Genomic DNA, 25707 nt, shown 5'->3' with positions numbered 1-25707 from the left:
GAGAAATGCACGATACGACAGTTGAACGCCCAAAGATAGGCTTGGCTCTTGGTTCAGGCGGTTTACGCGGAATGGCGCATGTAGGCGTGTTGCGGGTATTCGAGAAAGAGGGTATTCCTATTGATTACATTGCCGGCTGCAGTATTGGCAGTCTCATTGGCGCATTGTATTCTGCTGGTCTGTCTTTAGACAATATTGAAAAACTCTCTAAACATTTAAAACGCCGGCATTGGCTGGATTTTGTTATTCCAAAAATGGGCTTATTTTCGGGTGAACGTGTTTTGAATATGATCCGGATTCTGACCAAAAAGAAAACCTTCGATCAGCTTCAGATACCGTTATCGGTTGTGGCTACTGAATTGCACGAAGGTAAAGAAGTTATATTTAATTCTGGGGAGGTAGCCACCGCAGTCAGAGCTAGCGTTTCTGTTCCAGGTATTTTTATTCCGTTTCAGATTGGGAATATGATGCTGGTCGATGGAGCTGTTCTCAATCCAACTCCGATCGATGTAGCACGGAGCATGGGCGCCGATATCGTCATTGCCGTCGATTTGGCACACGCGGGAACAGTATTTTCGATTACTAATATTTTTGATGTGATTATTCAATCTATTGATATCATGGAAAGAGAGCTGATGAAAACCCGCGAGACGGTTTGTGATGTCATCATCAGGCCAGATGTCGCTCACATTTCTCCCAGTTCGTTTGATAAGACAGAAGAATGCATTGCTCTGGGCGAAGCGGCCGCAATGGAGATGCTGCCCCAGATTCGTTTACTCTTTGGCTCTACCGATCTATGTAAAACGGAGACTGGTGAAAATCGCTTGCTCCTACCCTCTGCTGGATATTAGGCGCGCCGAGCGAATAGATATCGCTGGCCAAAGTATCAATTGATAGCATTTGGGCTGCGGGCGACTGCTGTGATTGCCTGCTTCGTTGCTTAGTGTTTAGAAAATGAGCTGTTTTAGTAATAATCGGAATAGAGGCGTATTCAGCCACTGCCTTCAACAGCAGCCTGCCTTTTTCGTTGAAAGCTAACACTCTGGCATACAGAGGACCGCACTGATCAAACGTCTCGATCTGTTGCTTGGAGAGTCCTAAGAGTGCGTGGATGAGAATCCTTTGCAGACGGGTGCGTGTATAACGTTTACTTTTCACCCTGGTCAGCAGTTCCTCAATTGTTGTCGATTTAAGTGCCTCGGCTGCCAATTTATGGTGGAGCCCTTCTGCAATGTCAGGAAGTTCTGCCAAGTCTGATAGTCGGGCTGTACGCAGCTTATATAATATAGGTGTTGTGAAGGCTTCGTAAATGACAGGCCCGCGTCCTTCGGCTAGTCGCTGCTTGATCAGCGATAAGCTTGCCGGAGGGAGGGCGCATTGCAACGCGTTATTGTTTCCATTGATCAACGCTTGTCTTACAGCGCTGGCGCTGGCGAACGGCGACGTTACTTCTGTGTCGTGGTAGTGAGAATGCCTGCGAGGAATAATGACTGGCGTTATTGTCTGCGCGAAGCGGCTGATCGCTCGCAAATATTCTATCGCTAAAATATTGTTTGGCTGAGACAACACATTGACAGATGCGCCAGATATGGATAAACAGTCCGCCAGAGCCGCTGCGTAGGTTACGCCAGAAGTTAGACGTTGTCGTAAGGCTGGCCCTATATCGGTGTTATTAAGGTCTGCAGCTTGTTGAAGCAGTGTTAGGTCAGGATTTTCCGCGCCAAAGGCTAAATGTGTTACGAGCCCAAGTGAGTTTAGCAGTTGAACGCCAGCTGTTGCGAAGTATTGAGCGCTGCGGACGGTAAATACGGCAGGCAGTTCCAGTACTAAATCTACACCGCCCATAACTGCCATAGCAGCACGAGCCCATTTGTCAAAAGCGGCAGGCTCTCCCCGCTGGGTGAATTGTCCGCTCATAACCGCGACGCAGTAATCGCTGCCGGACTGCTGCTTTGCTTGCTCAACATGCCAGAGATGACCGTTGTGAAATGGGTTGTATTCGGCAATAATACCTACAGTTTTAATGTGGAACACCTCATATCATTAATAGAAAATAACTATTATAATTAGGTGGTTCGAGCGTGACGGACGGATTCCTGCGGCTGAGAAAGAACTTTTTAGATATTTTACGGATAGTTTATCCAAGGGAAGGGAAACGACTAACAGTGTCGAAATTTATATCTTTGTAAACGGTCTAGTGGTCTGTCCGCTAGCTAATTTTAGGAGGAATCAACAATGAAAGTTCTCGTTGTGAACTGTGGCAGTTCGTCCATTAAGTATCAATTGCTTGCAATGACGGACGAATCAGTTCTGGCAAAAGGCTTAGTTGAACGTATCGGGATGGAGGGCTCAATATTAACCCATCAGCCGACCGGTAAAGACAAAGTACCACTTAAAGCTGATATTCCTGATCATAGCAAAGGCATTGAGATGGTTTTAGCCGCATTAGTGCATCCTGAGCATGGAGTTCTCAAGAGCATGAAGGAGATTTCGGCTATTGGTCATCGTGTAGTTCATGGCGGCGAAGAGTTTGCCGATTCTGTGTTGATTACACCAGAAGTTATGAATGCTCTAACGAGATGTATTGAAATGGCGCCACTACATAACCCGCCTAATATTCTTGGCATTAATGCTTGTGCTAAGCTGATGCCAGGCGTACCGCAAGTCGGCGTATTTGACACTGCATTCCATCAAACTATGCCAAAATACGCGTTCCTTTATGGTCTGCCTTATGAAGCTTATGAAAAATACGGTCTACGCCGTTACGGCTTCCATGGAACTTCGCATAAATATGTATCTCAGCGAGTTGCCGAAGAGATGGGCGAGCACATGACTAACCTGCGGATAATCACTTGCCACTTGGGTAACGGCGCCAGTATTACAGCGGTGAAATATGGACGTTCACTTGATACCAGCATGGGCTTCACCCCTCTTGAGGGTTTGGTTATGGGGACTCGTTCCGGTGAGATTGATCCCGCCATTATTCCTTTTCTCATGAAAAAAGAAGGCATGTCGCCTGATCAAATTGATAACTATTTGAATAAACAGTCGGGCGTCCTGGGTATATCCGGAGTTTCAAGTGATTTCCGCGACATTGAAGACGCATCTGCTCAGGGTAATGAACGGGCTCAACTTGCTCTTGACATTTTCGCCTACAAGGTTAGAAAATACATCGGTAGTTATGCCGCAGCAATGGGTGGGGTTGACGCGATCGTGTTTACCGCTGGTTTAGGTGAGAATTCTCCCCCCATGCGGGATAAAGTATGTAATGGATTGGAATTTCTTGGAACACGAATTGATCCTGAGAAGAATAACGTGCGAGGTAAAACTAAAGAGATCAGCGTAGATGGTGCAAGGGTAAAAATCTACGTTATCCCAACAAATGAGGAATTGGTTATTGCTCGCGATACCAAGATGATCTGTTCTGCTCTGGTATAATCACTTAATCGAGAAAGCCGGACGCGTAATGCTCCGGCTTTTCTTGACAAACAATAACATGCTGGCTATAATAAATGAAGGCCGAGGTGGAAATCCTTGAATATTGACGTTTTCCGCATTAAAAAGGATGTTAGCGCTGTCCAGATGTATCACTTTTCAGTTTCGTCGCTTTCAACCGGTACTGTTACATATGCCGATCTGGATATTAGCGGTAAAATCCTGAATGATGGCGCAATCCTGGAAGTGACTGGACAAATCCTTGGGGAAGCACGGTTTGTTTGTGGCCGTTGCCTAGAACCCTACTTGGCCAAGGTCGAGATTCCATTTCAGGCGAACTTTAAAGAAGGCCTGCCTGAAAGTGACCAGGAAGCGGATATGTCGTGGTTCCAGGGCGATAGTATCGATATTGCGGAAACGGTAAGGGAAAGCCTGATTTTGGCTGAACCGTTCAAACAGGTTTGTCGCCAAGAGTGTCGGGGATTGTGCCCGATTTGCGGTAAAAACCTAAATATGGAGATCTGTACCTGCACGACTGAAACCATTAACCCCAAATTTGCCGTATTGCAAAAACTGCTTGAGCCGAAGAATCCAACCCAGAGTTAAGGAGGTGTAAGTAATGGCCGTTCCAAAGCGCAAAATGTCCAAGTGCCGCCGTGATAAGCGTCGTGCCAATTGGAAGCTGACTGTACCCGGATTTGCTGAGTGCCCACAGTGCCATCAACTGAGGATGCCCCATCGGGTATGCCCCGAATGTGGTTATTACAATGGCAAGGAAGTCGTCGCAGCTGAATAATGCAGAATAAAAACGTGCGGAGTGAGCAAGATACAATCGAATTCGATGTACTTGCTCACTTTTTGCTTGCAATTGTAGTGTCATCTGTTTTATACTAGACCTATTAACAGGTCTTATTACTTGCTGCTAATAGGTGATTGATGATGCGTATCCCAAAAAGACAAAGACAGGAAATGTTGCAAGAGAAGCTGCGTGAAGGCTTATTTTTGACGGACGAGGAACTGGCTGTACTGTTAGATGTTAGCGTTCAGACAATTCGTCTGGACCGGCTTGAACTTGGTATTCCTGAATTAAGGGAACGTACTCGTCAGTTGGCACATGAAGCTCACGCACAGATACGGACAATGACTAGCGGTGAGGTTGTAGGCGAGTTAATTGACTTGGAACTTGGTCAGGCGGCCATTTCCATGCTGACAGTAACTCCCGATATGGTCTTTTCTAAAACGAAAATTGCGAGAGGCCATTATTTATTTGCTCAGGCAAATTCATTGGCTTTGGCGATGATTGACGCTCCAACTGCGGTGACTGGGGTCGCCAATATTAAGTATAAGACGCCTGTGCATATGGGTGCCAAGCTCATTGCAAAGGCAGAAGTAGTAAAGGTTCGTGGCAACAAGTATTTTGTTTGGGTCAAAACTCGTATTGATTCACAGGAAGTATTTCGGGCCAAATTTATCCTAGTCTCATTGGGCCAATGAAGGGAGAATGCGGATGAGGGTTGCTCTCGATGCAATGGGCGGCGATTTTGCTCCGCTCGAAACAGTTAACGGTGCAATTGAAGCTGTTAAAGAGTTTCCGTGCGAGGTCGTTCTCGTCGGTGACAAGGTAAAGATTGAGGAAGTATTACATAAATGTCCGGGATGGGAAAAACTCCCTATATCCGTACACCATGCCAGTCAAACTATTGATATGCATGATCAACCCGGTGCTGCTGTCAGACGCAAAAAGGATGCTTCCGTGGTGGTTGCTACACAGTTGGTCAAAGAAGGAAAATGCGATGTTGTAATAGCGGCAGGCAGTACAGGTGCCGCAGTGGCGGCTGCTTTATTCGGACTTGGCCGAATAAATGGGATTGAACGCCCGACTATTGCTACACCTATGCCTAACTTGACTGGAACGACTATTTTATTGGATTCTGGTGCTAATGTAGACAGTAAGCCTAAACATCTGGTACAGAGTGCTATTATGGGCTCTATTTATGCAAAATATATTATGGGAGTACCTAACCCACGGGTAGGACTTCTCAATATTGGCGAGGAAGACACCAAAGGCAATGAACAGGCCTTGGCGACATTTCCGCTGCTAAAACAGCTTCGTACCATCAACTTTATCGGCAATGTGGAAGGTCGCGACATTCCCAAAGGAACGGTTGATGTGGTTGTCTGCGATGGCTTTGTCGGTAATATTGTACTTAAGCTTAGTGAAGGACTGGCTAGCGCTATCATGCAATTAATTAAAGATACAATTAGCCAAAGCGGCATATTAACCAAGCTGGCATCACTGATGGTCTTACCTGCCTTACGCAGCCTAAAGAAAAAACTCGACTATGCGGAATATGGCGGTGCGCCGCTGTTAGGCGTTGATGGCGGATTTATCATATGTCATGGTAGTTCAAAAGCTAAAGCAATTAAGAATGCAATTCGAGTTGCCAAAGAGTTCGCAGAGCAACAAGTTGTTGACCATATTCGAGAAAATATTGTGCGAGAGGGGCTGGCAGAACGTGATGGAGAATGAAAGATCAGTTGGTATAATTGGGTTGGGTTCTTATGCTCCTGAAAACATTGTGACAAACAAGGATTTAGAAAAAATTGTCGATACTGATGATCAGTGGATTGTTGACCGCACTGGCATCCGTGAGCGCCGGATCGCTGATCCGGGAGTCGCGACTTCCGATCTGTCTGCCAAGGCGGCTGAAAAAGCGTTGATTGACGCTGGGTTGACTGCAAATGACATCGATTTGATTATTGTCGCTACAGCTACTCCAGATATGGCCTTTCCATCGACTGCTTGCATTGTACAAGACAAAATCAAGGCCACTAAGGCAGCTGCATTCGATCTGTCTGCTGGTTGTTCAGGCTTTGTCTATGCGCTGATCACAGGTGCACAATTCATTAAAGCCGGACTCTATAAGCATGTATTAGTCATCGGGGCTGAAACAATCTCCCGGATTCTCGATTGGAAAGATCGTAATACATGTGTATTATTTGGTGATGGTGCAGGTGCGGCAGTGCTAGGAGAAGTCACGGCTGGTTGTGGATTGTTAAGTGCGCATCTTGGTTCAGATGGATCTGGCGCTGAATTGTTAAAACAGCCTGCTGGTGGTTCGCGTTTGCCCGCATCGCTTGATACGGTCACCGACAGTATGCATTTTCTACAGATGAACGGTAATGAAGTATTTAAATTTGCGATCAAAGTCATGGGTGAAGCTGCCATGAAGGCAATTGAGGATGCGGGGCTTTCGACTGAAGATGTAGATTTCATGATCCCGCATCAGGCGAATGTCCGGATCATTCAGTCCGCCGCAAAACGCCTGAAACTGCCTATGGAGAAAGTGATGGTCAATGTGGATCGGTATGGCAACACATCGGCTGCGACGATTCCTATAGCACTTGATGAGGCGCTACGTGAAGGTAAAGTCAAACAAGGAGACAATATTGTATTGGTGGGCTTTGGCGCTGGATTAACTTGGGCATCTGCTGTAATAAAATGGTGCAAGGGAGACAAGACTATTGTTTAAGACCAGACTGTGCGATTTGCTGCATATTGAGTATCCTATTCTTCAAGGCGGAATGGCCTGGGTTGCTACCGCAGAACTAGCTTCAGCTGTCTCAAATGCGGGCGGACTTGGCTTAATTGGCGCTGCAAATATGCCGCATGATGTACTCCGCGCAGAAATTAGAAAAACTAAAGCAATGACTTCTAAACCATTTGGCGTAAATATTATGTTGATGTCGCCGTTTGTTAAAGATGTAATGCAAGTTGTTATTGACGAAAAAGTTCCCGTGGTCACTACAGGCGCTGGCAATCCTGGCGAATATATTCCTGCTCTGAAAGCGATTGGAACTAAGGTTATTCCTGTTGTTGCCTCAGTGGCTCTTGCGATCAGACTTGAACGAATTGGCGTTGATGCCATTATTGCTGAAGGCTTGGAGAGTGGCGGCCATGTTGGGGAAGTGACGACAATGTCGCTTGTTCCCCAAGTTGTTGACGCGGTCAAGATTCCTGTTATTGCAGCCGGAGGCATTGCGGATGCTCGAGGCGTTGTTGCCGCGTTTGCGTTGGGCGCGAAGGGAGTACAGATTGGTACTCGTTTTGTCGCTTCAGCCGAATGTATTGCTCACGACAATTACAAACAGGCCATTATCAAGGCGAAAGACCGTTCAACCGTGCTCACCGGTTTATCAACCGGTCATCCGGTGCGCGTGATTGAAAATAAATTAGCTCGCGATTTTCTTGCCCTTGAGCGTCAAGGTGCTTCTGTAGAAGAATTCGGCAACTTAGGTGCAGGTAAACTTCGGGCGGCAACTTGTGAAGGCGATATCAATAATGGCTCGGTAATGGTTGGGCAGATTTCTGGCTTAATTCAAGATGTAAAAACTGTCCATGAGATCATCCAAGATATCGTGCGCGGCATTCCACGTGTGTTGGAAAGCGTGCGAGTTGATCTGACTAACGAACAGTAGGGGGAGAAACAGTATGGGCAAAATTGCATTTGTATTTCCTGGACAGGGGTCCCAGTCGGTTGGTATGGGCAAGGAACTCTATGAACAGTATGAATCTGCAAGACGGGTCTTCCAAGCTGCAGATGAGGCTCTCGGTTTTTCAATCACTGATCTTTGTTTTAACGGACCGGAGGAAGAACTCCGTAAGACATACAATACTCAGCCAGCCATTCTTACAATGAGTGTGGCATGCTATGAAGTCCTAAAAGAAGCAGGTATACAACCGGATGTAGTGGCAGGACATAGTCTTGGCGAATATTCGGCGCTTGTCGCAGCTGGGGTATTGGATTTTGCTGATGCGGTTAGACTGGTAAGAAAACGTGGTCAGTTCATGCAGGAAGCCGTGCCATTAGGGCAGGGGAGCATGGCAGCTGTTATGGGGGCTGACAGACAAGTTGTTATTGATATTTGCCGTCAGGCTGAACAGGAAACTGGTCCAGTCCAAGCGGTAAATTTCAATTGCCCTGGGCAAATTGTTATTGCTGGCGGAACGGCAGCAGTTGATAAGGCGATTGAACTGTTAAAAGCCGCTGGCGCCAAACGCGTCGTGTCATTGCCTGTAAGTGCACCATTTCATAGCACACTGATGAAGCCCGCTGCCGAAAGATTGGCTACTGAGCTTGAAAATATTGAAATTCGTAACGCAGCGACCCCTGTAGTGGCCAACGTTAACGCCCAAGCTTTGACCCAAGTCGTTGAAATTAAGTCGTCGCTAGTTGCCCAGGCTGCCAGTCCTGTGTTGTGGGAAGATTGTGTTGCTAAGATCGTTGATTTAGGATGCTCTGTATTCGTAGAGGTGGGCCCAGGAAAGGTTCTGACCGGGTTTACGAAAAAGATAGTTAAAGATGCTACTAATTTAAATGTAGAGGATTGCACGTCACTAGAAAAATCCCTTGATTATTTCAAGGAGGTCCGCTAAAATGCTTTTAGACAACAAAGTTGCTTTAGTCACAGGGGCATCCCGCGGTATTGGACGTGCGGTTGCTATCGCTCTAGCCAAGGCGGGTGCCAAGGTTGTCGTCAACTATGCCGGCAATGCCGCTGCAGCGCAGGATACGATCAATGAGATTATAGCTTTTGGCGGAGAAGCTATTGCAGTTCAGGCTGATGTGTCTCAGGCTGAGTCAGTTGATGCACTGCTTAAGCAAATGTTAGAGGCGTATGGTCATGTTGACATTCTGGTTAATAACGCTGGCATTACACGGGATAATCTTCTGCTTCGCATGAAAGAGGATGACTGGGACGCTGTAATGAATACCAATCTTAAAGGTGTCTTCCATTGCACTAAACAAGTCTCTCGTGTTATGATTAAGCAAAAAAGTGGAAAAATTATCAATATGACTTCTGTTGTCGGGGTCATGGGTAATGCCGGTCAGTCGAATTACGCTGCGGCAAAAGCCGGGGTCATCGGATTTACCAAATCCATGGCTAAAGAGCTAGCATCGCGGGGTATAACTGTCAATGCGGTTGCCCCGGGCTTTATCGCTACTGATATGACTGCTGTATTGTCTGATCAGGTCAAAACCGAGATGGCCAACAGCATTCCGCTTACTCGCATGGGTAAGCCTGAAGATGTGGCAGCTGCGGTAGTATTCCTGGCATCCGATTCGGCTGACTACATCACCGGACAGACATTGCATGTCGATGGTGGAATGGTCATGTAATTTTTGGCAGAGTAAATGAATTCTTGGAAGGAGGTGAAATGGACATGACGACTTTTGATAAAGTAAAAGAAATCGTTGTGGAACAACTGGGTGTAGACGAAGCCGATGTGGCGATCGAATCCACGTTTATCGACGACCTTGGCGCTGACTCCCTGGATATTGTTGAATTGATAATGGCTTTTGAAGAGGAATTCAACATCGAGATTCCTGATGAGGCTGCTGAGAAAATTAAAACCGTAAAAGATGCAGTTGACTACATAGACAAAGAAAAACAAGGTTAACCCATACCTGTGTAATTAGGAAAGTCCCGTGGAATTGGTTCGCGGGACTTTCTTAAAGGGTACTGTATTGATTGGAGGAGTTACTGCTTTGAAACTTCCAGAACTACGAATTGGACATCTTGTCGCCAAAGTGCCGATTATTCAGGGTGGCATGGCTATCCGTCTCTCGACCGCACGCTTAGCGTCTGCAGTTGCAGAGGAGGGCGGCATCGGACTGATCGCGGCCTCTGGTATGGCTCTTGATGAATTGCGGCATGAAATTCGTTTGGCCCGTTCATTGACCAAAGGAATTATCGGAATCAACGCAATGGTGGCTGCCCGACAGTTTGCCGATTTGGTGAAGACAGCAATCGATGAAGGCATTGATCTGGTAGTAGCAGGGGCTGGCTTCTCGCGGGACATGTTTGGACTAGGAAAAGAGTCCGGCACTCCGATAGTCCCAATTGTTTCTAGTGTAAAATTAGCTAAAATATCTGAAATGCTCGGCGCTGCTGCTGTTGTTGTTGAAGGCAAAGAAGCTGGGGGGCATTTGGGCACTGACAAATCGATGAAAGAGATTGTTCCGGAAATTAGCAAAGCTGTTAACATTCCTGTCATTGGTGCTGGCGGAGTCATCTTTGGTCGTGATATCGTCGAAGCAATACGACTTGGAGCGAGCGGCGTACAAATGGGAACCCGTTTTGCCGCAAGCATTGAATCGAATGCTGGGCCTGCTTTGAAGCAGTTCTACCTCAAAGCAAAGCCGGAAGATGTCGTATTGATAAAGAGCCCAGTCGGATTACCCGGTCGCGCGGTTAAGAATCCATTTGCTGAGAAAATTCTTGAAGGTGCTGCGCCTACCCCCCAGACTTGCGATGCTTGCTTAAAGCACTGTGAAAAAAACTTCTGCATCATCAAAGCGCTGATTCGCGCTCAGCAAGGTGATGTGGAATCTGGTCTGGTTTTTACGGGTGAGTACATTCATAAAATAGACGAAATTCTGTCCGTGAAAGAAATTTTTGCGCGTCTTATTAAAGAAGCTGAACAGATAGATTAAATGTGAGGTGAGACTTTTGAAAAAACGTGTTGTCATAACTGGTCTTGGAGCGGTTACGCCGCTCGGTATAGGAACCGACATATTTTGGAAGTCCCTTTTGGAAGGCAAGTCGGGCATTGCGCGCATTACTCGCTTTGATCCGTCAGACTATGCCACCCAGATTGCTGGCGAGGTAAAAGATTTCGATCCCACCAACTACATAGATAAAAAAGAAGCAAAACGCATGGATCGTTGCACTCAGTTTGCTATTACAGCCTCCAAAATGGCTCTTGAGGATTCCGGGCTTGATCTTGAGCAGGAAGATTTAACCCGCATTGGAACGATAATTGGAACTGGTATCGGTGGCATGGACACTCTGCATGATCAGTATAAAACTCTATTTGAAAAGGGCCCTGGCCGCATTAGCCCGTTCTTCGTGCCGATGATGATCGCAAATATGCCTGCTGGTCAAACTTCAATTACTTTTGGCCTCCAAGGACCGTGCACTTGTGTCGTTACTGCCTGTGCGACTGGTACTAACTCAATTGGCGATGCGTTTAAAATAATCCAGCGCGGAGATGCCGATGTCATGGTAGCTGGTGGTACTGAAGCAGCTGTATCGCCTGCGGCAGTTGCAGGCTTCTGTGCAATGAAAGCCATGTCAACCCGTAATAGCGAACCGGAAAAAGCATCACGCCCGTTTGACAAAGACCGCGATGGTTTTATCATGGGCGAGGGGGCTGGAGTTATTGTTATCGAATCACTTGAGCATGCTATTGCTCGTGGTGCAAGAATTTATGCTGAAATCGCCGGCTATGGCTCCAACGCTGACGCTTTCCACATCACCGCTCCTGCACCCGAAGGCGCGCAAGCTGCAAAGTGCATGGCGATGGCGCTCGCTGATGCTGGCATTAAGCCGGAAGATGTAGACTATATCAATGCGCATGGAACGTCAACTCCGCTAAATGATAAAAACGAATCCTTGGCGATTAAATCCCTGTTTGGCGATCATGCCAAAAAACTATCAGTCAGCTCAATTAAGTCGATGACTGGCCATCTATTGGGAGCAGCAGGTGGAATTGAGGCGGTAGCAACTGCACTTACAGTACTAAACGATATTATGCCGCCAACAATTAACTACGATAATCCTGATCCAGAGCTTGATCTTGATTATGTACCGAATCAGGCTAAAGAAAAGAAAGTACGCGTCGCACTGTCAAATTCCTTTGGTTTTGGCGGTCACAACGCAACGATTTTGATAAAGAAATACGAGGCCTAATAGAGTCATGGTAGACAAACGCCGAATGGCTTCTCTGATCAAGCTTGGTTCTAGATTGGAGGTTAAGTTTTCCAAACTAGAACTGTTGCATCAGGCGCTCATTCACACCTCTTATATGAATGAATCCAAAAAATGTCGGTATGGTGATAATGAGCGTTTAGAGTTCTTAGGTGATGCAGTACTTGATGTAGTAATTAGTGAATATCTGTTTCGACAGTTTCCCAGCATGCCAGAGGGGGAACTCACTAAAGCCAGGGCCACTATTGTTTGTGAGCAGACACTTGCTCAGCAAGCAGCTCAAGTAGGGCTTGGTGAACACCTCATGCTCGGACGTGGTGAACAAACTTCAGGCGGACGCGAACGTTCTTCGATTCTGGCTGACGCATTCGAAGCGGTCATCGGCGCTGTTTACATTGACGGCGGCTTTTCTGCTGTAACCGAATTTATTCATAGACAGTTCGCCTGTCAACTAGAGGAGATCGGCGCCGGCCAGTATAATCACGATTTCAAGACGTTGTTACAGGAAACGGTCCAACGTCACACAGACGGCAAGGTTCACTACGAAGTTACTGCAGCCCAGGGTCCGGATCACAATAAATCTTTCGAAGTGGTGGTTTTGGTAAATGGTAACCCCATGGGGCGCGGCGCTGGCAAAACAAAAAAGGAAGCAGAACAGCATGCGGCAAAGCAGGCGTTAGGGAAGTTGTCGCATGGCTTGCAGAATTAGTTCTAGTAGAGACTTGGGAAACCAAGTCTTTTTCTACGAGCAGAGTTATAACTTCGATCTTAAAGAAGGTGGAAAGTGAAAAACTTTATTATTCCTATCTTTATCCCTCATTGGGGTTGCCCTCATCAGTGCGTTTTTTGCAGTCAGAACAGCATCACCGGTTGTTCAGAGCCAACCAAAGCTAAGCAGGTCGGAATGGAAATCGAGACCGGATTGAAGCGTTTGACGGAAGAACGGTATGTTGAGGTCGCTTATTATGGCGGAAGCTTTACTGCATTGCCGTTGACCATTCAGGCTGAATTGCTGCAACCGGCCTATCAATCATTACAATCTGGCAGGATACAGGGAATTCGACTATCAACTCGTCCTGATTATATATCGAGCGATGTTATTACCCTGCTGCAGCAATATTCTGTTTCGACAGTTGAACTGGGGATTCAGTCTTTTGATGATTCAGTACTGACTCAATCCGGGCGAGGTCATAACGCGGTTGATTCAGTAGTGGCATTAAAAAGTCTGCGAATTGCTGGCTTTAACACAGTCGCGCAATTAATGATCGGCCTTCCTGGCGAATCTTGGGACAGTGTGCTGAAAACGGCAACCATGCTCGCTCAAACTCGACCAGATGGGGTGAGAATTTACCCGACGGTGGTGCTATCAGATACTCCGCTAGCCACTCTTTACCGCACTGGCCGTTATCAACCGCTTTCTTTAGCCGAGGCAACGGCCAAAGCGGCATTTCTCAAATGGCAAGCCGAGAGGCACGGCATAAACGTTATCCGCGTCGGTTTGCAAGCAACTGACGAGCTGAGCAAAGCGGGAGCTATCTTGGCGGGCCCGTATCACCCCGCTTTTGGCGAAATGGTTTCTAGCCACCTCTTCTATTTGATGGTAGCGCACCTGTTTGAATCTGTGAATAACGGCTGCCATTCGGCCACTATACACCACCACCCTAGAGACCACTCCAAATTGAGAGGTATCGCTAATGCTAATCTTGGTCGCTGGCGAAACTCTTTTGGGATTTCGGTTATTTGTCAATCAGATAGTGGAATTAGTGAAGGTGATTTGATGATTGAATATGCAGATACACGCTATATAATAAAATATTCCATTTTATCTGACGTTTAAAACTTACAGCAGGAATTATCAGGAAATATGAAGAATATGTATAGCAATATAAGCTCTCACATCAAAGGAGGTTAAGGTGATGGAAATGCTCAAAGTGTCTGCACAATCTAATCCGAAATCCGTAGCAGGGGCGTTGGCCGCCGTATTGCGTGAAAAGGGTTCCGCTGAACTTCAAGCGGTAGGAGCGGGTGCGGTAAATCAGTCCATCAAAGCGATCGCCATTGCACGTGGATTTGTTGCTCCAAATGGCATTGATCTTGTAACAATACCGGCCTTTAGTGAAATCTCCATCGACGGAGAAGAGCGGACTTCGATTCGGTTCATTGTTGAGCCTAGATAAATCGTCTTAACTCTTAAGTATTTCATGGGCCGTTCGCTTGCGACTGGCATAACCAGACGCATGATGGACGGCTTCAGCTATTTTTTCACTGTTTTTGCTAAGTAACATCTTCGTGATTGTATCCAAGCGCGTCACGTGGTAAAATTTTGTTGTTTAGGACATGCTAAGTGAGGTGGAAAGGCTTGCTATTACGCAGGTTTGAAGCATACGGCTTTAAATCCTTTGCCGACAAGGTTGAACTTGAATTCGGTGCTGGGGTGACCGCCATCGTTGGTCCGAATGGCTCAGGTAAGAGCAATATATCGGATGCAATCCGCTGGGTTCTGGGAGAACAGAATATCCGCAATCTACGCGGTGCAAAAACAGAGGATATTATCTTCGCTGGCAGTTCTGAACGACGTCCGCTTAATGTGGCAGAAGTGTCGCTAATATTTGATAACAGTGACAATAGAATTCCGCTTGATTACAGTGAAGTGATCGTCACTAGGCGGGTATATCGTTCAGGCGATAGTGAATATATGATTAACAAAACTGCCTGTAGATTGAAGGATATACATGACATGTTAGGTGATATTGGCTTGGGACGGGAATCTATGGCTGTCATCAGCCAAAGCAAGGTTGATGAAGTTCTCAATTCTCGGCCCGAAGACCGCCGTCTCCTATTTGAAGATGCTGCTGGAATTACTAAATACAAGCAACGTAAACGTGATGCGTTGCGAAAATTGGATGATACAGAGTCAAACCTTACACGAGTGGCTGATATCATGGCTGAAATTGGTTCTCAACTGGAGCCGCTTTCTGAGAGCGCTGCCCGTACCGAACAATATAATCAATATCAGTCAGAGTTAACAGCATGCCAAGTATCACTATTGCTACATAAAATAGACCGTGCACAGACAATGCTGAACGACATCGGAAAAGAAAATGAGATTCTTACCGATCAACACATTGCCGAGTCAGCACGCCTGTCAGCCTGCGAAGCGGCGGCAGAGGGATTGACGCACAACTTATCTTCACTTGAGCAAGAACTCCAAGAGCAAGAATCCGATATCGCAGCTACTGCGGCCGATCTAGAGAAAGCAGACAACCGAATTGCTGTACTTCGAGAGCGCTCTGCACAGAAGCGTTTGGCTGCCGAAAGAGTGGAGCAAGATGTCGTTCAGTTGATGGACAGGCTAAACAAAGCAAGCCAAGACCAAGCTGCTTTAGAAGGCGAGTTGCTTGAAAAGCGCCAACAGACTTCTTCCGCAGAAATCCAGGTGTTAAGCGTTGAGGAACAGATAGCTGCAATACTTTCTGATATTGCTGATAAAGAACAAAAGATCACCACAGCTAGTGATGGAATATTTGCTAGCTTGCAAGAAATCAGTGCACAGCGTAATCTAAACGTTAATCTGGAACGGGATTTGTTCCGGTACCAATCGCGACGCCATCATTTACTTGATGAGGAGACTGAATTTGCCACCAAACTAACGACTGTCAAGGAGCAGAGCCAACAGCTTGACGCAGACCACGCAAATCAAGAAATTAGCCTAACCACCTTGGCAAATGAAGCAGAGTCACTTGCTAGCTTGCGAGCGTCAGCAGAGCAAAAGATCGCCGACATGCAGGCTGAAATCCGCCAAACGGCCGGTCAGATTACACAGCGCCAATCCCGCCTGACTGTTTTATTGAATATGCAACGCGATCTTGAGGGGTTTAACCGGGGCAGTAAAAGTGTATTGACTAGTCAGGAACCATGGCGAAAAGGAATCTGCGGTGCTGTCGCTCAAATTATTGATGTCCCGACTCAATACTTGACAGCCATTGAAGTTGCTTTGGGCGCAGCTATGCAAGACATTATTGCTGAAGATGAAACGACGATTCGTGCTGCTATTCAAAGCTTAAAACAAAAAAATGCTGGACGAGTGACATTCCTGCCTATTACTAACATTAAACCCAGGCCGTTAAGAGATGCTGAAACAAGGGCAGCCAAAACGCCGGGGGCCGTCGGGTTGGCCGCAGGATTAGTTCAATGTGAAAACCGCTTTCGTGACATAGTTGATTACCTTCTAGGACGGGTGGTTATAGCTGAAAGTCTTGAGCATGCTTTGGTCATCGCCAAACAGTCCAACTTTTCATTGAAAATTGTCACACTTGAAGGCGAATTGATTAATCCCGGAGGGGCGATTACTGGCGGCAGTATGGCGCGGCGTGAAAGTTCATATCTTGGACGCAATAGCGAAATTCATAATTTGGAGCAGGTTATCAGCTCATTGAAACGGCAACAGGACAAGTTGGAAAGCGCCATGGCTGAACTGCTGGAAGACGAAAGTTCTATCAATAAAAAAGTAGACCAGTTAACCTCGCAACGACAGGAGATTGGATTGCGTCAAGCCCAACTTACTGCTTACCGTGAGCAGGCGAGAACAGAAATTACAAGACTCACTGCTGCACTGAAGATAGTTAGTGAAGAGATTACCCAATGTTTAAGTGAAGAAGCTCAATTGGAACTAAAACTTAAATCAACCCAAGAAAACATCACGGTGCTTGAGCAAAAAGACCTCAATCGCAAACAAGCGATCGGGACTGATCAAGCTGAATTAAGGGCTTTGCAGCAACAAAGGGAACTGTTGCTAACTCAAGCTACAGACAGGAAAATTGCTCTTAGCGCTATTCGCCAAGAGACTCTTTCGCTTGAACAACTACTTAAAAGCAGACAGGAAGACAGGCTGGATATCGAGACCCGGGTAAATGCACTATCGTGTGAACGTGATGAAGTTCTTCGTGCAATTAGCCAAGCTGAGCAGGAGTTCGATGCGCTAATACTCTTAAGACAGAGTCTGAATAAACAAAAACAGGAGTTTGACGAAAACCGTTTCAAATTGCTGGGCCAGAAGGCAGGCCAATTAGCTGAACTGCAGAAATTTGAACGCGATGGTAAAGAGTTGCGCCGCCGTACTTCGACTCTTGAGTCAAGACTACATGAACTACAGCTAATGTTGACCCGTTATGAATTGGAATCAACAAACTCATTAACCCAGTTACAGGAACATCACGGCATCAACTTGGCTATTGCCCGAACTCTCTGCCGTCCAGATGATCCTCAGACCCTGATAGCGCTGGTCAAACAAATTGAACAAGATATCGCCTTGTTAGGGCAGGTAAATCCGGCTGCTATTGATGAATATGCACGAGCAAAAGACCGCTATGGGTTTCTTGAACAGCAGTATCAAGACCTTGTTACTGCGAAAGAACAACTTTCATCAATTATCGGTGACATTGATTCGACTATGTCTAAACGCTTTTTAGCTGCCTTTGAAGCGATAAATTCTCAGTTTAGCGAGATATTCCCCCGCTTGTTTGGCGGTGGCAAAGCACAGATAGAATTGAGTGATCCGAGCGATACACTAGGTTCGGGAATCGAAATTTTTGTTCAGCCTCCTGGGAAAAAACAGCAAAATCTGGCCCTGCTATCAGGTGGCGAACGGGCACTAACTGTTATCGCACTGCTATTTTCCTTGTTGGCCTTTCGTCCGGCGCCATTTTCGGTGGTTGATGAAATCGACGCCGCATTGGACGAGGCAAATGTTCAGCGATTTAGCGAATTTCTACGGGAGTTTTCTCGTAATACCCAGTTTATTGTGGTAACTCACCGCAAAGGTACAATGGAGGTAGCCGATGTTATGCATGGTGTGACCATGGAAGACTCAGGCGTATCACGGATTGTATCTGTGCGCTTTATGGAGAAGGCGGGCTGACCGCAGAGGAGGATGTAAGATGGGTTTTTTTGATAAGCTTAAAAGCGGTCTGGAGAAAACGCGCAAAGGACTGACCGAAAATATTGATCGTCTAGTAGGCGGCTATGCCAAAATTGATGAGGAACTTCTCGATGATCTCGAGGCAATATTATTGGCTGCCGACATTGGTGTAAAAACAACTGCCAAGTTAATCGCCGACATCAAAGAAGGCATAAAAACCAAGGCGATTACTACACCACAAGAGATGAGGCCATTTCTTTCTGGGCGTATAACCGAAATGTTATGCGCTGGTTCTGTCGAAGCGCCAGTTCGATCCCCGGGTATGCCTTATGTAATCATGGTGGTAGGTGTCAACGGAGTAGGGAAAACAACTACTATTGGTAAACTGGGAAGCTTTTTCGCTCAACACGGCCAAAAGGTCCTCTTTGCCGCAGCAGATACCTTTCGGGCAGCGGCAATTGATCAGTTAGAAATATGGGGAAAACGTTCCGGACTTGAAGTGATTAAACAGGCTGAAAACTCGGATCCAGCGGCTGTGGCCTTTGATGCATGTCAAGCAGCCAAAGCCCGACATGCTGACTTCTTGATTATTGATACAGCCGGCAGGCTTCATACCAAATCAAATTTGATGGAAGAACTAAAGAAAGTGGAACGGGTCGTCGCCCGGGAGATTCCTTCGGCGCCACAAGAAATCTTATTGGTTCTTGATGCAACCACCGGACAGAATGCCATCAATCAGGCTAAATTATTCAGTCAGGTTGTGCGCGTCTCTGGCGTTGTTCTTACTAAGCTTGATGGAACTGCCAAAGGCGGAGTTGTCATCGCGATTAAGCATGAATTAGGCCTACCTGTTCGCTGGATTGGCGTTGGTGAAGGCATAGATGATCTGCGCCCGTTCGATCCGGTCGACTTTGCAAATGCGCTGTTTGGTGACAAGTAATATTCCTTGACATACTCTTGTCTCTGTCGTATAATTCAATAGTGATATTATTCTTGGATGTGTTTCTATGCTTGAAAGAATGCTCTGGATAGGTCTGTTATTTGATTATTATGGGGCTTTACTTACGAATCGACAGCAGGATTGCATTCGGATGCATTATTTAGAAGACTTGTCTCTGGCTGAAATCGCTGATGAATTTAGTGTTTCACGCCAGGCTGTACATGATATATTGAACAGGGCTGAGCAGACCCTGGCAAGTTATGAGTCAAAACTTCACTTGGTCGAACGTCGTAATCGCGACCAAGACATGCTACGCCAAATTCTCTTATTGCTTGACGAATTTCCAAACACATACAAGCGAGAACCGCAGCTACTCGCTGCGAAAGACGCGATACGTTCTCTGCTGACTGAAGAAAGGGTGGCAGAATAATGGTTTTTGAAGGACTTGCAGATAAACTGCAAGCGACATTTAAAAAGTTGCGTGGACGCGGCAAATTATCTGAAGCTGATGTAGCCGATGCAATGCGTGAAGTCCGCTTGGCTTTATTAGAAGCAGACGTTAACTTTAAAGTCGTCAAAGATTTTGTTGCCAAGGTAAAAGAACGCTCAGTCGGGCTAGAAGTCATGTCCAGCCTGACTCCGGCTCAACATGTGATAAAAATTGTCAATGAAGAACTGACCGCTTTAATGGGCGGAACACAAAGCCGCATCACCATTTCGTCCCGACCGCCAACAGTAATTATGCTAGTTGGCTTGCAGGGGGCAGGGAAAACCACTACTGCAGGGAAATTAGCTCACATGCTCATCAAGCAGAACAAACGTCCATTGCTCATTGCGGCTGATATTTATCGTCCTGCAGCCATCAAGCAATTGCAGGTAGTAGGCGAGAGGCTGGGAACGCCGGTTTTTTCACTTGGCGATAAAGAAAGCCCTGTTACTATTGCGAAAAAAGGTGTCGAACACGCGATCTCGCTTGGGCGAGACGTCGTAATTATTGATACAGCAGGTCGGCTACATATTAATGATGAGTTAATGGATGAGCTGGCTAACATCAAACAACAGGCTAAGCCTCACGAAATACTGCTAGTCGTTGACGCGATGACAGGTCAGGATGCGGTTTCAGTTGCTGAAACCTTTAATGGCCGTCTAGGTCTTGACGGAGTTATCTTAACAAAACTTGATGGAGATGCCCGCGGCGGTGCCGCCCTTTCCATCAAGGCAGTAACCGGATGTCCGATTAAATTTGTCGGCATGGGCGAGAAAGCTGAAGCACTGGAACCCTTTCACCCTGATCGCATGGCTTCACGCATCTTGGGTATGGGTGATGTACTTAGCTTAATTGAAAAGGCGCAAGCGGCTGTTGACATTGACAAAGCTCGTGAAATGGAAGAGAAGCTTCGCAAAGATGCGTTTACTCTTGATGATTTTCTCGAACAGCTTCAACAGGTCAAAAAGCTTGGTTCGATGGAGCAAATTCTCAGCATGATCCCCGGTATGGGCGGACTGAGCAAAAAACTTGAAGGCGCCGAACTGGATGAAAAAGAGCTGAAGCGTACTGAAGCGATTATCCGATCTATGACCCGTAAAGAACGGCGTGATCATACGATTATCAATGGCAGCCGACGTAAGCGTATTGCTCTTGGCAGTGGCTCAAAAGTCCAGGATGTCAACAGACTGCTTAAACAATATGCGGAAGCCAGAAAAATGATGAAACGATTTCAGGAAATGCAAAAGAGCGGCAAGAAACTTAGTGGTTTTCGCCTGCCGTTTATGAAATAAGTTATTACCAGCTAGGATATTCTATAAAGGAGGTGAACAGCATGGCAGTTAAAATCCGTTTGATGCGTATGGGCGCCAAGAAAAATCCGTTCTATCGCGTGGTTGTTGCCGATTCCCGCTCCCCGCGTGATGGTCGCTTTATTGAAAACTTGGGCAACTACGATTCGACTAAAGAACCCGCAGTCATCAATATTGATGAGGAAAAAGCTATTGAATGGCTGCAAAAGGGTGCGCAACCAACCGACACTGTGAAATCCCTTTTCAGCAAAATCGGCGTAATGAAAAAATGGGATGAAGTCAAGCGCACGAAGAAGGAAGCGTGATTCTGAGTGAAAGAGCTGGTTGAAGTCATCGCAAAGGCATTGGTAAAGAACCCGGCTGATGTGACAGTTTTGGCTAATGACGAAGGAGACACCACTGTATATGAATTGCGTGTGGCGTCTGAGGATATGGGAAAGGTTATCGGAAAGCAAGGCAGAATTGCCAAAGCAATCCGTACTGTCGTAAAAGCCGCCGCTACCCGTGAAAACAAAAAAGCTACAGTTGAAATTGTTTAAGGGGGAAGTGGAATGGACAACGTAACATTAATCTGCCCGATTACCGTCAAAGCCAAAGTGACTGAGGGCTTGAAGAAACAATTAGCTACAGAGATTCAAGAAGCTATTCATAAGGCTGATATGGAACTGCAGCAAATTGATTTTCATGCCAAACGCATTATGACCGAGCAGGTGAAGCAGGATGTTCAGGGGCTGACTGCTATTCGCCAACAAGTTGATGCCGAAAAACAGAAACGGCTGGATTTCAAGGGTCACATGCTTGAAAAGCTGAAAGAAACCGCTCAGCTTGAAATTGGCTCAGAGATCGTTCAAGGCAATGTTGAACGAGTTTTGACCGTCTCTGTGGGCGACAACTTGCATCAGATGATGGCCTCTGAGATACTTGTCGAAGACGGCAAAGTCATCGCTTTTCGTAGCTAGCCATGTCTCAAGAATTAATTGTAATTGGTAAAATTGTTGCCCCGCACGGCGTGCGGGGTGACGTTCGTGTTACTCCCCTGACCGATTTCCCAGACCGGTTTCTCACTATGAAAAGTGTGTTAGTAGGCGAGAAACGCTCACTTCCAATCGAGACAGCCAAATTTCACAAACAGTTTCTGCTGTTGAAGTTTCGCGGATTCGATGACCGTAATGCGGTGGAAGAGCTTCGCGGTCAATTGCTACATGTACACCGCCAAGATCTCGTACCGCTTCAAGAAGGCGAGTTCTATGTTTTTGATATCATTGGAATGGATGTCTATTCAGTTGATGGAAATCTACTTGGCAAAATCGACGATGTTATCGAGACAGGCAGCAATGACGTTTATGTCGTCGAGCGCCCAGACAACCGTCCATTGTTGGTACCTGCATTGAAGAAAATTGTCGCTACTATGGATGTAGCCAACCGGCGTATGGTCATCCAGCGGCCCGAAGAATGGGATTCTGATGAAGATTGACGTCATTTCTCTATTTCCAGAAATGTTCGACGGCCCGTTCGGACATAGCATTATAAAGCGTGCTTGTGATTCGGATATCCTCAATATTCATGTTACCAATCCACGTGATTTTGCGTTGGATAAGCATAAAATAGTAGATGATTCGCCTTTTGGCGGCGGTTCTGGCATGGTCATGAAGCCCGATCCGCTATTTTACGCGGTGGAACATTGTAAACAACATGCTCTAACGGCAAACCGGAGAATTATTTTGACTTCTCCTGGCGGAGCTACTTTCACACAGCATAAAGCCAAAGAACTCGCTCAGTTTGACCAACTCATCATCCTCTGCGGTCACTATGAAGGCATTGATGATCGTATCCGTGAGCATGTGATTGACGAGAGTATTTCGATCGGCGATTATGTGTTGACAGGCGGCGAACTGCCTGCAATGGTTATCGTTGATTCTGTTGCGCGGATGCTTCCTGGCGTGCTAGGGGCAGATGACGCCGCACAACATGATTCGTTTTACAATGGTTTGCTAGAATATCCGCAATACACCCGTCCACGCGAGTTTAAAGGCTGGGAAGTTCCTGAGGTATTGCTTTCAGGCGATCACGCCAAAATTGACCGCTGGCGGCGGAAACAATCACTGAGGATTACTCTGGAGTGTCGGCCGGATTTATTGCAGTACAAAGAATTGTCTAAAGAAGACGCTAAGCTGATTGCCGAAATACTATCAGAGAGTAACGGGAGCTAATATGAGTTCTGTCTATCTCGGATTGTTACATCACCCCATCTATAATAAAAATGATGAAATCGTCGCTACTGCGGTTACTAATTTCGACATTCACGATATCGCACGGGCGGCGCGCACTTATGATATTTCTCGTTATTTTATCATCCACCCGCTTGAGAGCCAAATAGAACTAGTTCATGAAGTTTTGGGCTATTGGCGGCAAGGCTATGGAGCACAGTACAACCCGGATCGGCATGACGCCTTATCGGTGGTGGAAACGGTCCGAAACATTGCAGAGTGTGTGCAGTATATCACGCAAGAACAGGGGCAATCACCCTATATTGTGACAACTGATGCAAGAAAGTTTGCCAATAGTATTTCATATGTTTCGTTGCGAACCAAAATAGCAACAGAGAAGCGGCCGTGCTTGTTACTGTTTGGCACCGGCTGGGGAATCGAACGTTCTGTCATGGCGCAATTTGATCATATCTTAGAACCGGTTCTCGGCAGCGGCGAGTACAACCATTTGTCTGTCAGAGCTGCTGTTTCAATCATCCTGGATCGCCTCCTTGGCGAACCCTGGTGGTTACGGCAAGAATAACTTGCTTTTATGGTCGCTAGTGTGTTACAATTTTTATCGTGCAACACAGGTGGTCCTCTACTTTGAAAACAAAGCACGAACATCTGATAAGGAGGAAGAAAGTAATGGACATTATTTCTGTATTGGAGCGCGAACAGCTCCGCAATGACATCCCCACATTTCGTCCTGGAGACACGGTGCGGGTGTATGTAAAAGTCGTCGAGGGATCCCGCGAGCGGATTCAGGCTTACGAAGGCGTTGTCATTACCCGCAAAGGCGGCGGTTTGCGTGAGAACTTTACTGTTCGTCGCATTTCCTATAATGTCGGCGTTGAGCGGACCTTCCCGGTACACTCTCCGCGCATTGACAAAATTGAAGTACTGCGTCGCGGTATTGTGCGGCGCGCTAAGCTGTACTACCTGCGCAATCTCACAGGTAAAGCGGCCCGCATTAAAGAAAAACGGTAAGTAATAGGGACTGCTTGCAGTCCCTTAACTTATTTGGGAGGCATGGCTGTGAGTAAATCTACCTTTAACGAAGAACTAAAAGACTGGGTTATTTCCATTCTCATTGCCGTAGTTCTGGCGTTTTTCATCCGCTATTTTATTGTTGAACTATACATGGTGGAAGGTCCATCGATGCGTCCAACCTTAGTTAGCGGTGAACGACTGGTTGTTAATAAATTTTTGTATCGCTTCAAAGCTCCCCAACGCGGAGAAGTAGTTGTATTCCGTTATCCCCGCGACCCCAGTCGTGATTTTATTAAACGGGTCATTGGTGTTCCCGGTGATACCATCGAAGTGAAGGATGGTCACGTCATCCGCAACGGGCAGATTCTCGATGAACCTTATATTCTTGAACGTACCCGCGGTAGCTATGCGGCGGCGAAAGTGCCGGAAGGCCACATTTTTGCCATGGGCGACAATCGTAATAATTCAGAAGACAGCCGGTTTAAGGATGTTGGCTTTGTACCATATGAATTAATTAAGGGAAAAGCGATGGTCATTTTCTGGCCATTTGATCACATAAAATCTTTGCCCTAAACCCAGACTATTGAACAGCCTCTACTATGAGGGAGTGAGAATATGCAACAGCATATACACTGGTTTCCAGGGCATATGGCTAAGGCGCGGCGCGTCATCGGCGAACATCTGAAACTTGTGGATGTAGTAATTGAACTCCTGGACGCACGGATTCCTGTCAGCAGCTCCAACCCAATGATTGAGGAAATTACGCGCAATAAGCCGCGTATTATCGCGCTCAATAAAGCAGATTTAGCAGAGGCTGAGTGGACAAAACGCTGGACAACATATTTTGCCACTCAAGGCTTTTCAGTTGTTGCGTTAGAAGCAGTATCAGGTAAGGGAACGAAAAACCTGGTTAGCCTGGTAGAGCAAGCTGCTGCTCCTGTTATTGAGCGTCTTGTGGCTAAGGGAATTAGGCCACGTCCAGTACGAGCCATGATTTTAGGCATTCCTAATGTAGGCAAATCGTCACTGATTAACCGACTCCTTGGAACAGCCACTGTCCGTACTGGAGACCGCCCTGGGGTGACTCGTGGCCAACAGTGGATAAAAATTGGTCGCAATCTGGAACTTCTTGATACACCAGGCGTATTATGGCCCAAAATGGAAGATCAAACAGTTGCTTTTAAATTGGCGATAACCGGAGCGGTACCAGAAGAAGTTTATGATCGGGAGCATGTAGTTGACGGGTTGTTGACCCTCATGCGTGAGCACTACGGTTCTATGCTAACCGAACGCTATGGACTGTCGGTAATTGCGGCAGATAACACAGAACTCTTATCTGCCGTTGGTAGAAGTCGAGGCTGTTTGCGTAGCGGTGGACTAATTGACTTAGAGAAGGCGAGAATGATCCTACTCAATGAATTTCGTTCCGGCAAGCTAGGGCGAGTAACTTTGGATCAGCCGGAAGAATCTACAGATTCTGAATAGGTCAGCGCAAGCTGACCTATTTTTGTTTTTATGCAGGTTTTTTGATATTACTGCCAGAATAGCTTCAGTTATTACGTAAGTTGTCATAGATAATGACCCGCCAATCAATGAATGTCAGG

The 25707-nt window shown here is 46.5% G+C and carries 30 protein-coding genes; 29 read left to right on the top strand and 1 reads right to left on the bottom strand.

Annotation, left to right across the window (positions count from 1 at the left end; translation table 11 throughout):
* The first annotated feature begins 5 nt into the window (after positions 1–5).
* The gene (locus AXX12_RS05960; protein ID WP_066239514.1) at positions 6–851 is read left to right on the top strand and encodes a patatin-like phospholipase family protein; all 846 of its coding nucleotides are present in this window, start codon (positions 6–8) and stop codon (positions 849–851) included.
* On the opposite strand, the gene AXX12_RS05955 is transcribed toward AXX12_RS05960, so the two are convergent.
* Positions 787–2034, bottom strand: coding sequence for a nucleotidyltransferase (locus AXX12_RS05955; RefSeq protein WP_231881812.1), 1248 nt, complete (start codon positions 2032–2034; stop codon positions 787–789). The genes AXX12_RS05960 and AXX12_RS05955 overlap by 65 nt on opposite strands.
* A 201-nt stretch (positions 2035–2235) precedes the next feature.
* Here AXX12_RS05955 and AXX12_RS05950 point away from each other — a divergent pair, with 201 nt between their 5' ends.
* The 28 genes from AXX12_RS05950 (at position 2236) to ylqF (ending at position 25588) form a co-directional block, all read left to right on the top strand.
* The gene (locus tag AXX12_RS05950; protein ID WP_066239509.1) at positions 2236–3438 is read left to right on the top strand and encodes an acetate/propionate family kinase; all 1203 of its coding nucleotides are present in this window, start codon (positions 2236–2238) and stop codon (positions 3436–3438) included.
* Between the two features lie 96 nt (positions 3439–3534).
* Positions 3535–4041, top strand: a complete 507-nt coding sequence (locus tag AXX12_RS05945; protein ID WP_066239507.1) for a YceD family protein — start codon at positions 3535–3537, stop codon at positions 4039–4041.
* 13 nt (positions 4042–4054) lie between these two features.
* Positions 4055–4231, top strand: coding sequence for a 50S ribosomal protein L32 (gene rpmF, locus AXX12_RS05940; protein WP_066239504.1), 177 nt, complete (start codon positions 4055–4057; stop codon positions 4229–4231).
* A 140-nt stretch (positions 4232–4371) separates the two neighbouring features.
* Positions 4372–4929, top strand: a complete 558-nt coding sequence (gene fapR / locus AXX12_RS05935) for a transcription factor FapR (RefSeq protein WP_066239499.1) — start codon at positions 4372–4374, stop codon at positions 4927–4929.
* Between the two features lie 13 nt (positions 4930–4942).
* Positions 4943–5965: a phosphate acyltransferase PlsX gene (gene plsX / locus AXX12_RS05930; protein ID WP_066239495.1), complete on the top strand. Its 1023-nt coding sequence runs from the start codon at positions 4943–4945 to the stop codon at positions 5963–5965.
* Positions 5955–6968 carry a beta-ketoacyl-ACP synthase III gene (locus AXX12_RS05925; protein WP_156478604.1) on the top strand — a complete coding sequence of 338 codons (1014 nt, stop codon included), beginning with the start codon at positions 5955–5957 and terminating at the stop codon, positions 6966–6968. Before plsX ends, AXX12_RS05925 begins: the two co-directional genes overlap by 11 nt.
* Positions 6961–7914 carry an enoyl-[acyl-carrier-protein] reductase FabK gene (gene fabK, locus AXX12_RS05920; RefSeq protein WP_066239488.1) on the top strand — a complete coding sequence of 318 codons (954 nt, stop codon included), beginning with the start codon at positions 6961–6963 and terminating at the stop codon, positions 7912–7914. Before AXX12_RS05925 ends, fabK begins: the two co-directional genes overlap by 8 nt.
* Before the next feature lie 13 nt (positions 7915–7927).
* On the top strand, positions 7928–8872 hold the full coding sequence (gene fabD / locus AXX12_RS05915; RefSeq protein WP_066239485.1) for an ACP S-malonyltransferase: 945 nt from the start codon (positions 7928–7930) through the stop codon (positions 8870–8872).
* Position 8873: 1 nt separating this feature from the next.
* Positions 8874–9617: a 3-oxoacyl-[acyl-carrier-protein] reductase gene (fabG, locus tag AXX12_RS05910; protein WP_066239482.1), complete on the top strand. Its 744-nt coding sequence runs from the start codon at positions 8874–8876 to the stop codon at positions 9615–9617.
* 44 nt (positions 9618–9661) lie between these two features.
* Complete coding sequence (locus AXX12_RS05905; RefSeq protein ID WP_066240324.1) at positions 9662–9898, top strand: acyl carrier protein; 237 nt, start codon at positions 9662–9664, stop codon at positions 9896–9898.
* A gap of 88 nt (positions 9899–9986) precedes the next feature.
* Complete coding sequence (locus AXX12_RS05900; protein ID WP_066240321.1) at positions 9987–10934, top strand: NAD(P)H-dependent flavin oxidoreductase; 948 nt, start codon at positions 9987–9989, stop codon at positions 10932–10934.
* A gap of 16 nt (positions 10935–10950) precedes the next feature.
* Positions 10951–12192 (top strand): beta-ketoacyl-ACP synthase II, encoded by a 1242-nt coding sequence (fabF, locus tag AXX12_RS05895; protein ID WP_066239480.1) that lies wholly within the window; start codon positions 10951–10953, stop codon positions 12190–12192.
* Between the two features lie 7 nt (positions 12193–12199).
* Positions 12200–12919 (top strand): ribonuclease III, encoded by a 720-nt coding sequence (gene rnc, locus AXX12_RS05890; protein WP_066239479.1) that lies wholly within the window; start codon positions 12200–12202, stop codon positions 12917–12919.
* Positions 12920–12994: 75 nt separating this feature from the next.
* Positions 12995–14047: an elongator complex protein 3 gene (locus AXX12_RS05885; RefSeq protein ID WP_066239476.1), complete on the top strand. Its 1053-nt coding sequence runs from the start codon at positions 12995–12997 to the stop codon at positions 14045–14047.
* Between the two features lie 79 nt (positions 14048–14126).
* Positions 14127–14387: a stage V sporulation protein S gene (locus AXX12_RS05880; RefSeq protein ID WP_066239474.1), complete on the top strand. Its 261-nt coding sequence runs from the start codon at positions 14127–14129 to the stop codon at positions 14385–14387.
* Between the two features lie 182 nt (positions 14388–14569).
* Complete coding sequence (smc, locus tag AXX12_RS05875) at positions 14570–18127, top strand: chromosome segregation protein SMC (protein ID WP_066239471.1); 3558 nt, start codon at positions 14570–14572, stop codon at positions 18125–18127.
* A 19-nt stretch (positions 18128–18146) separates the two neighbouring features.
* Positions 18147–19067, top strand: a complete 921-nt coding sequence (ftsY, locus tag AXX12_RS05870) for a signal recognition particle-docking protein FtsY (RefSeq protein WP_066239468.1) — start codon at positions 18147–18149, stop codon at positions 19065–19067.
* Positions 19068–19134: 67 nt separating this feature from the next.
* Entirely contained in the window at positions 19135–19497 is a 363-nt protein-coding gene (ylxM, locus tag AXX12_RS05865; RefSeq protein ID WP_066239465.1) for a YlxM family DNA-binding protein, read from the top strand.
* Positions 19497–20846, top strand: a complete 1350-nt coding sequence (gene ffh, locus AXX12_RS05860) for a signal recognition particle protein (RefSeq protein WP_066239463.1) — start codon at positions 19497–19499, stop codon at positions 20844–20846. The genes ylxM and ffh overlap by 1 nt, the downstream gene beginning before the upstream one ends.
* A 41-nt stretch (positions 20847–20887) precedes the next feature.
* On the top strand, positions 20888–21169 hold the full coding sequence (rpsP, locus tag AXX12_RS05855) for a 30S ribosomal protein S16 (protein ID WP_066239459.1): 282 nt from the start codon (positions 20888–20890) through the stop codon (positions 21167–21169).
* A 6-nt stretch (positions 21170–21175) separates the two neighbouring features.
* Positions 21176–21403, top strand: coding sequence for a KH domain-containing protein (locus AXX12_RS05850; protein WP_066239456.1), 228 nt, complete (start codon positions 21176–21178; stop codon positions 21401–21403).
* A 12-nt stretch (positions 21404–21415) separates the two neighbouring features.
* A complete protein-coding gene (locus tag AXX12_RS05845) occupies positions 21416–21823 on the top strand; it encodes a YlqD family protein (RefSeq protein ID WP_066239451.1) in 408 nt (135 codons plus the stop codon).
* Between the two features lie 2 nt (positions 21824–21825).
* A complete protein-coding gene (gene rimM, locus AXX12_RS05840; RefSeq protein ID WP_066239450.1) occupies positions 21826–22338 on the top strand; it encodes a ribosome maturation factor RimM in 513 nt (170 codons plus the stop codon).
* Entirely contained in the window at positions 22328–23074 is a 747-nt protein-coding gene (gene trmD / locus AXX12_RS05835; protein ID WP_066239447.1) for a tRNA (guanosine(37)-N1)-methyltransferase TrmD, read from the top strand. The genes rimM and trmD overlap by 11 nt, the downstream gene beginning before the upstream one ends.
* Position 23075: 1 nt before the next feature.
* Positions 23076–23654 carry an RNA methyltransferase gene (locus AXX12_RS05830; protein ID WP_066239444.1) on the top strand — a complete coding sequence of 193 codons (579 nt, stop codon included), beginning with the start codon at positions 23076–23078 and terminating at the stop codon, positions 23652–23654.
* Between the two features lie 104 nt (positions 23655–23758).
* Positions 23759–24100 carry a 50S ribosomal protein L19 gene (rplS, locus tag AXX12_RS05825; protein WP_066239441.1) on the top strand — a complete coding sequence of 114 codons (342 nt, stop codon included), beginning with the start codon at positions 23759–23761 and terminating at the stop codon, positions 24098–24100.
* A gap of 42 nt (positions 24101–24142) precedes the next feature.
* A complete protein-coding gene (gene lepB, locus AXX12_RS05820; RefSeq protein ID WP_066239437.1) occupies positions 24143–24676 on the top strand; it encodes a signal peptidase I in 534 nt (177 codons plus the stop codon).
* A 42-nt stretch (positions 24677–24718) separates the two neighbouring features.
* A complete protein-coding gene (ylqF, locus tag AXX12_RS05815) occupies positions 24719–25588 on the top strand; it encodes a ribosome biogenesis GTPase YlqF (protein WP_066239435.1) in 870 nt (289 codons plus the stop codon).
* Positions 25589–25707 lie beyond the last annotated feature (119 nt).

The organism is Anaerosporomusa subterranea, from assembly GCF_001611555.1.
Taxonomy (GTDB): domain Bacteria; phylum Bacillota; class Negativicutes; order Sporomusales; family Acetonemataceae; genus Anaerosporomusa; species Anaerosporomusa subterranea.
Note: the sequence above shows the minus strand (reverse complement) of the source record. Positions and strands in the feature narration are given on the sequence as shown.

Excerpts from the sequence above, each read along its gene's own strand:
- ylxM (WP_066239465.1), top strand. The coding sequence starts at position 19,135 with ATGCTTGAAAGAATGCTCTGGATAGGTCTGTTATTTGATTATTATGGG.
- fabD (WP_066239485.1), top strand. The coding sequence starts at position 7,928 with ATGGGCAAAATTGCATTTGTATTTCCTGGACAGGGGTCCCAGTCGGTT.
- rpsP (WP_066239459.1), top strand. The coding sequence starts at position 20,888 with ATGGCAGTTAAAATCCGTTTGATGCGTATGGGCGCCAAGAAAAATCCG.
- lepB (WP_066239437.1), top strand. The coding sequence starts at position 24,143 with ATGGCTGTGAGTAAATCTACCTTTAACGAAGAACTAAAAGACTGGGTT.
- rnc (WP_066239479.1), top strand. The coding sequence starts at position 12,200 with ATGGTAGACAAACGCCGAATGGCTTCTCTGATCAAGCTTGGTTCTAGA.
- AXX12_RS05950 (WP_066239509.1), top strand. The coding sequence starts at position 2,236 with ATGAAAGTTCTCGTTGTGAACTGTGGCAGTTCGTCCATTAAGTATCAA.
- AXX12_RS05830 (WP_066239444.1), top strand. The coding sequence starts at position 23,076 with ATGAGTTCTGTCTATCTCGGATTGTTACATCACCCCATCTATAATAAA.
- AXX12_RS05960 (WP_066239514.1), top strand. The coding sequence starts at position 6 with ATGCACGATACGACAGTTGAACGCCCAAAGATAGGCTTGGCTCTTGGT.
- trmD (WP_066239447.1), top strand. The coding sequence starts at position 22,328 with ATGAAGATTGACGTCATTTCTCTATTTCCAGAAATGTTCGACGGCCCG.
- plsX (WP_066239495.1), top strand. The coding sequence starts at position 4,943 with ATGAGGGTTGCTCTCGATGCAATGGGCGGCGATTTTGCTCCGCTCGAA.
- ylqF (WP_066239435.1), top strand. The coding sequence starts at position 24,719 with ATGCAACAGCATATACACTGGTTTCCAGGGCATATGGCTAAGGCGCGG.
- rimM (WP_066239450.1), top strand. The coding sequence starts at position 21,826 with ATGTCTCAAGAATTAATTGTAATTGGTAAAATTGTTGCCCCGCACGGC.
- ffh (WP_066239463.1), top strand. The coding sequence starts at position 19,497 with ATGGTTTTTGAAGGACTTGCAGATAAACTGCAAGCGACATTTAAAAAG.
- ftsY (WP_066239468.1), top strand. The coding sequence starts at position 18,147 with ATGGGTTTTTTTGATAAGCTTAAAAGCGGTCTGGAGAAAACGCGCAAA.
- AXX12_RS05925 (WP_156478604.1), top strand. The coding sequence starts at position 5,955 with ATGGAGAATGAAAGATCAGTTGGTATAATTGGGTTGGGTTCTTATGCT.
- AXX12_RS05880 (WP_066239474.1), top strand. The coding sequence starts at position 14,127 with ATGGAAATGCTCAAAGTGTCTGCACAATCTAATCCGAAATCCGTAGCA.
- rpmF (WP_066239504.1), top strand. The coding sequence starts at position 4,055 with ATGGCCGTTCCAAAGCGCAAAATGTCCAAGTGCCGCCGTGATAAGCGT.
- rplS (WP_066239441.1), top strand. The coding sequence starts at position 23,759 with ATGGACATTATTTCTGTATTGGAGCGCGAACAGCTCCGCAATGACATC.
- fabG (WP_066239482.1), top strand. The coding sequence starts at position 8,874 with ATGCTTTTAGACAACAAAGTTGCTTTAGTCACAGGGGCATCCCGCGGT.
- AXX12_RS05845 (WP_066239451.1), top strand. The coding sequence starts at position 21,416 with ATGGACAACGTAACATTAATCTGCCCGATTACCGTCAAAGCCAAAGTG.
- fapR (WP_066239499.1), top strand. The coding sequence starts at position 4,372 with ATGATGCGTATCCCAAAAAGACAAAGACAGGAAATGTTGCAAGAGAAG.
- AXX12_RS05905 (WP_066240324.1), top strand. The coding sequence starts at position 9,662 with ATGACGACTTTTGATAAAGTAAAAGAAATCGTTGTGGAACAACTGGGT.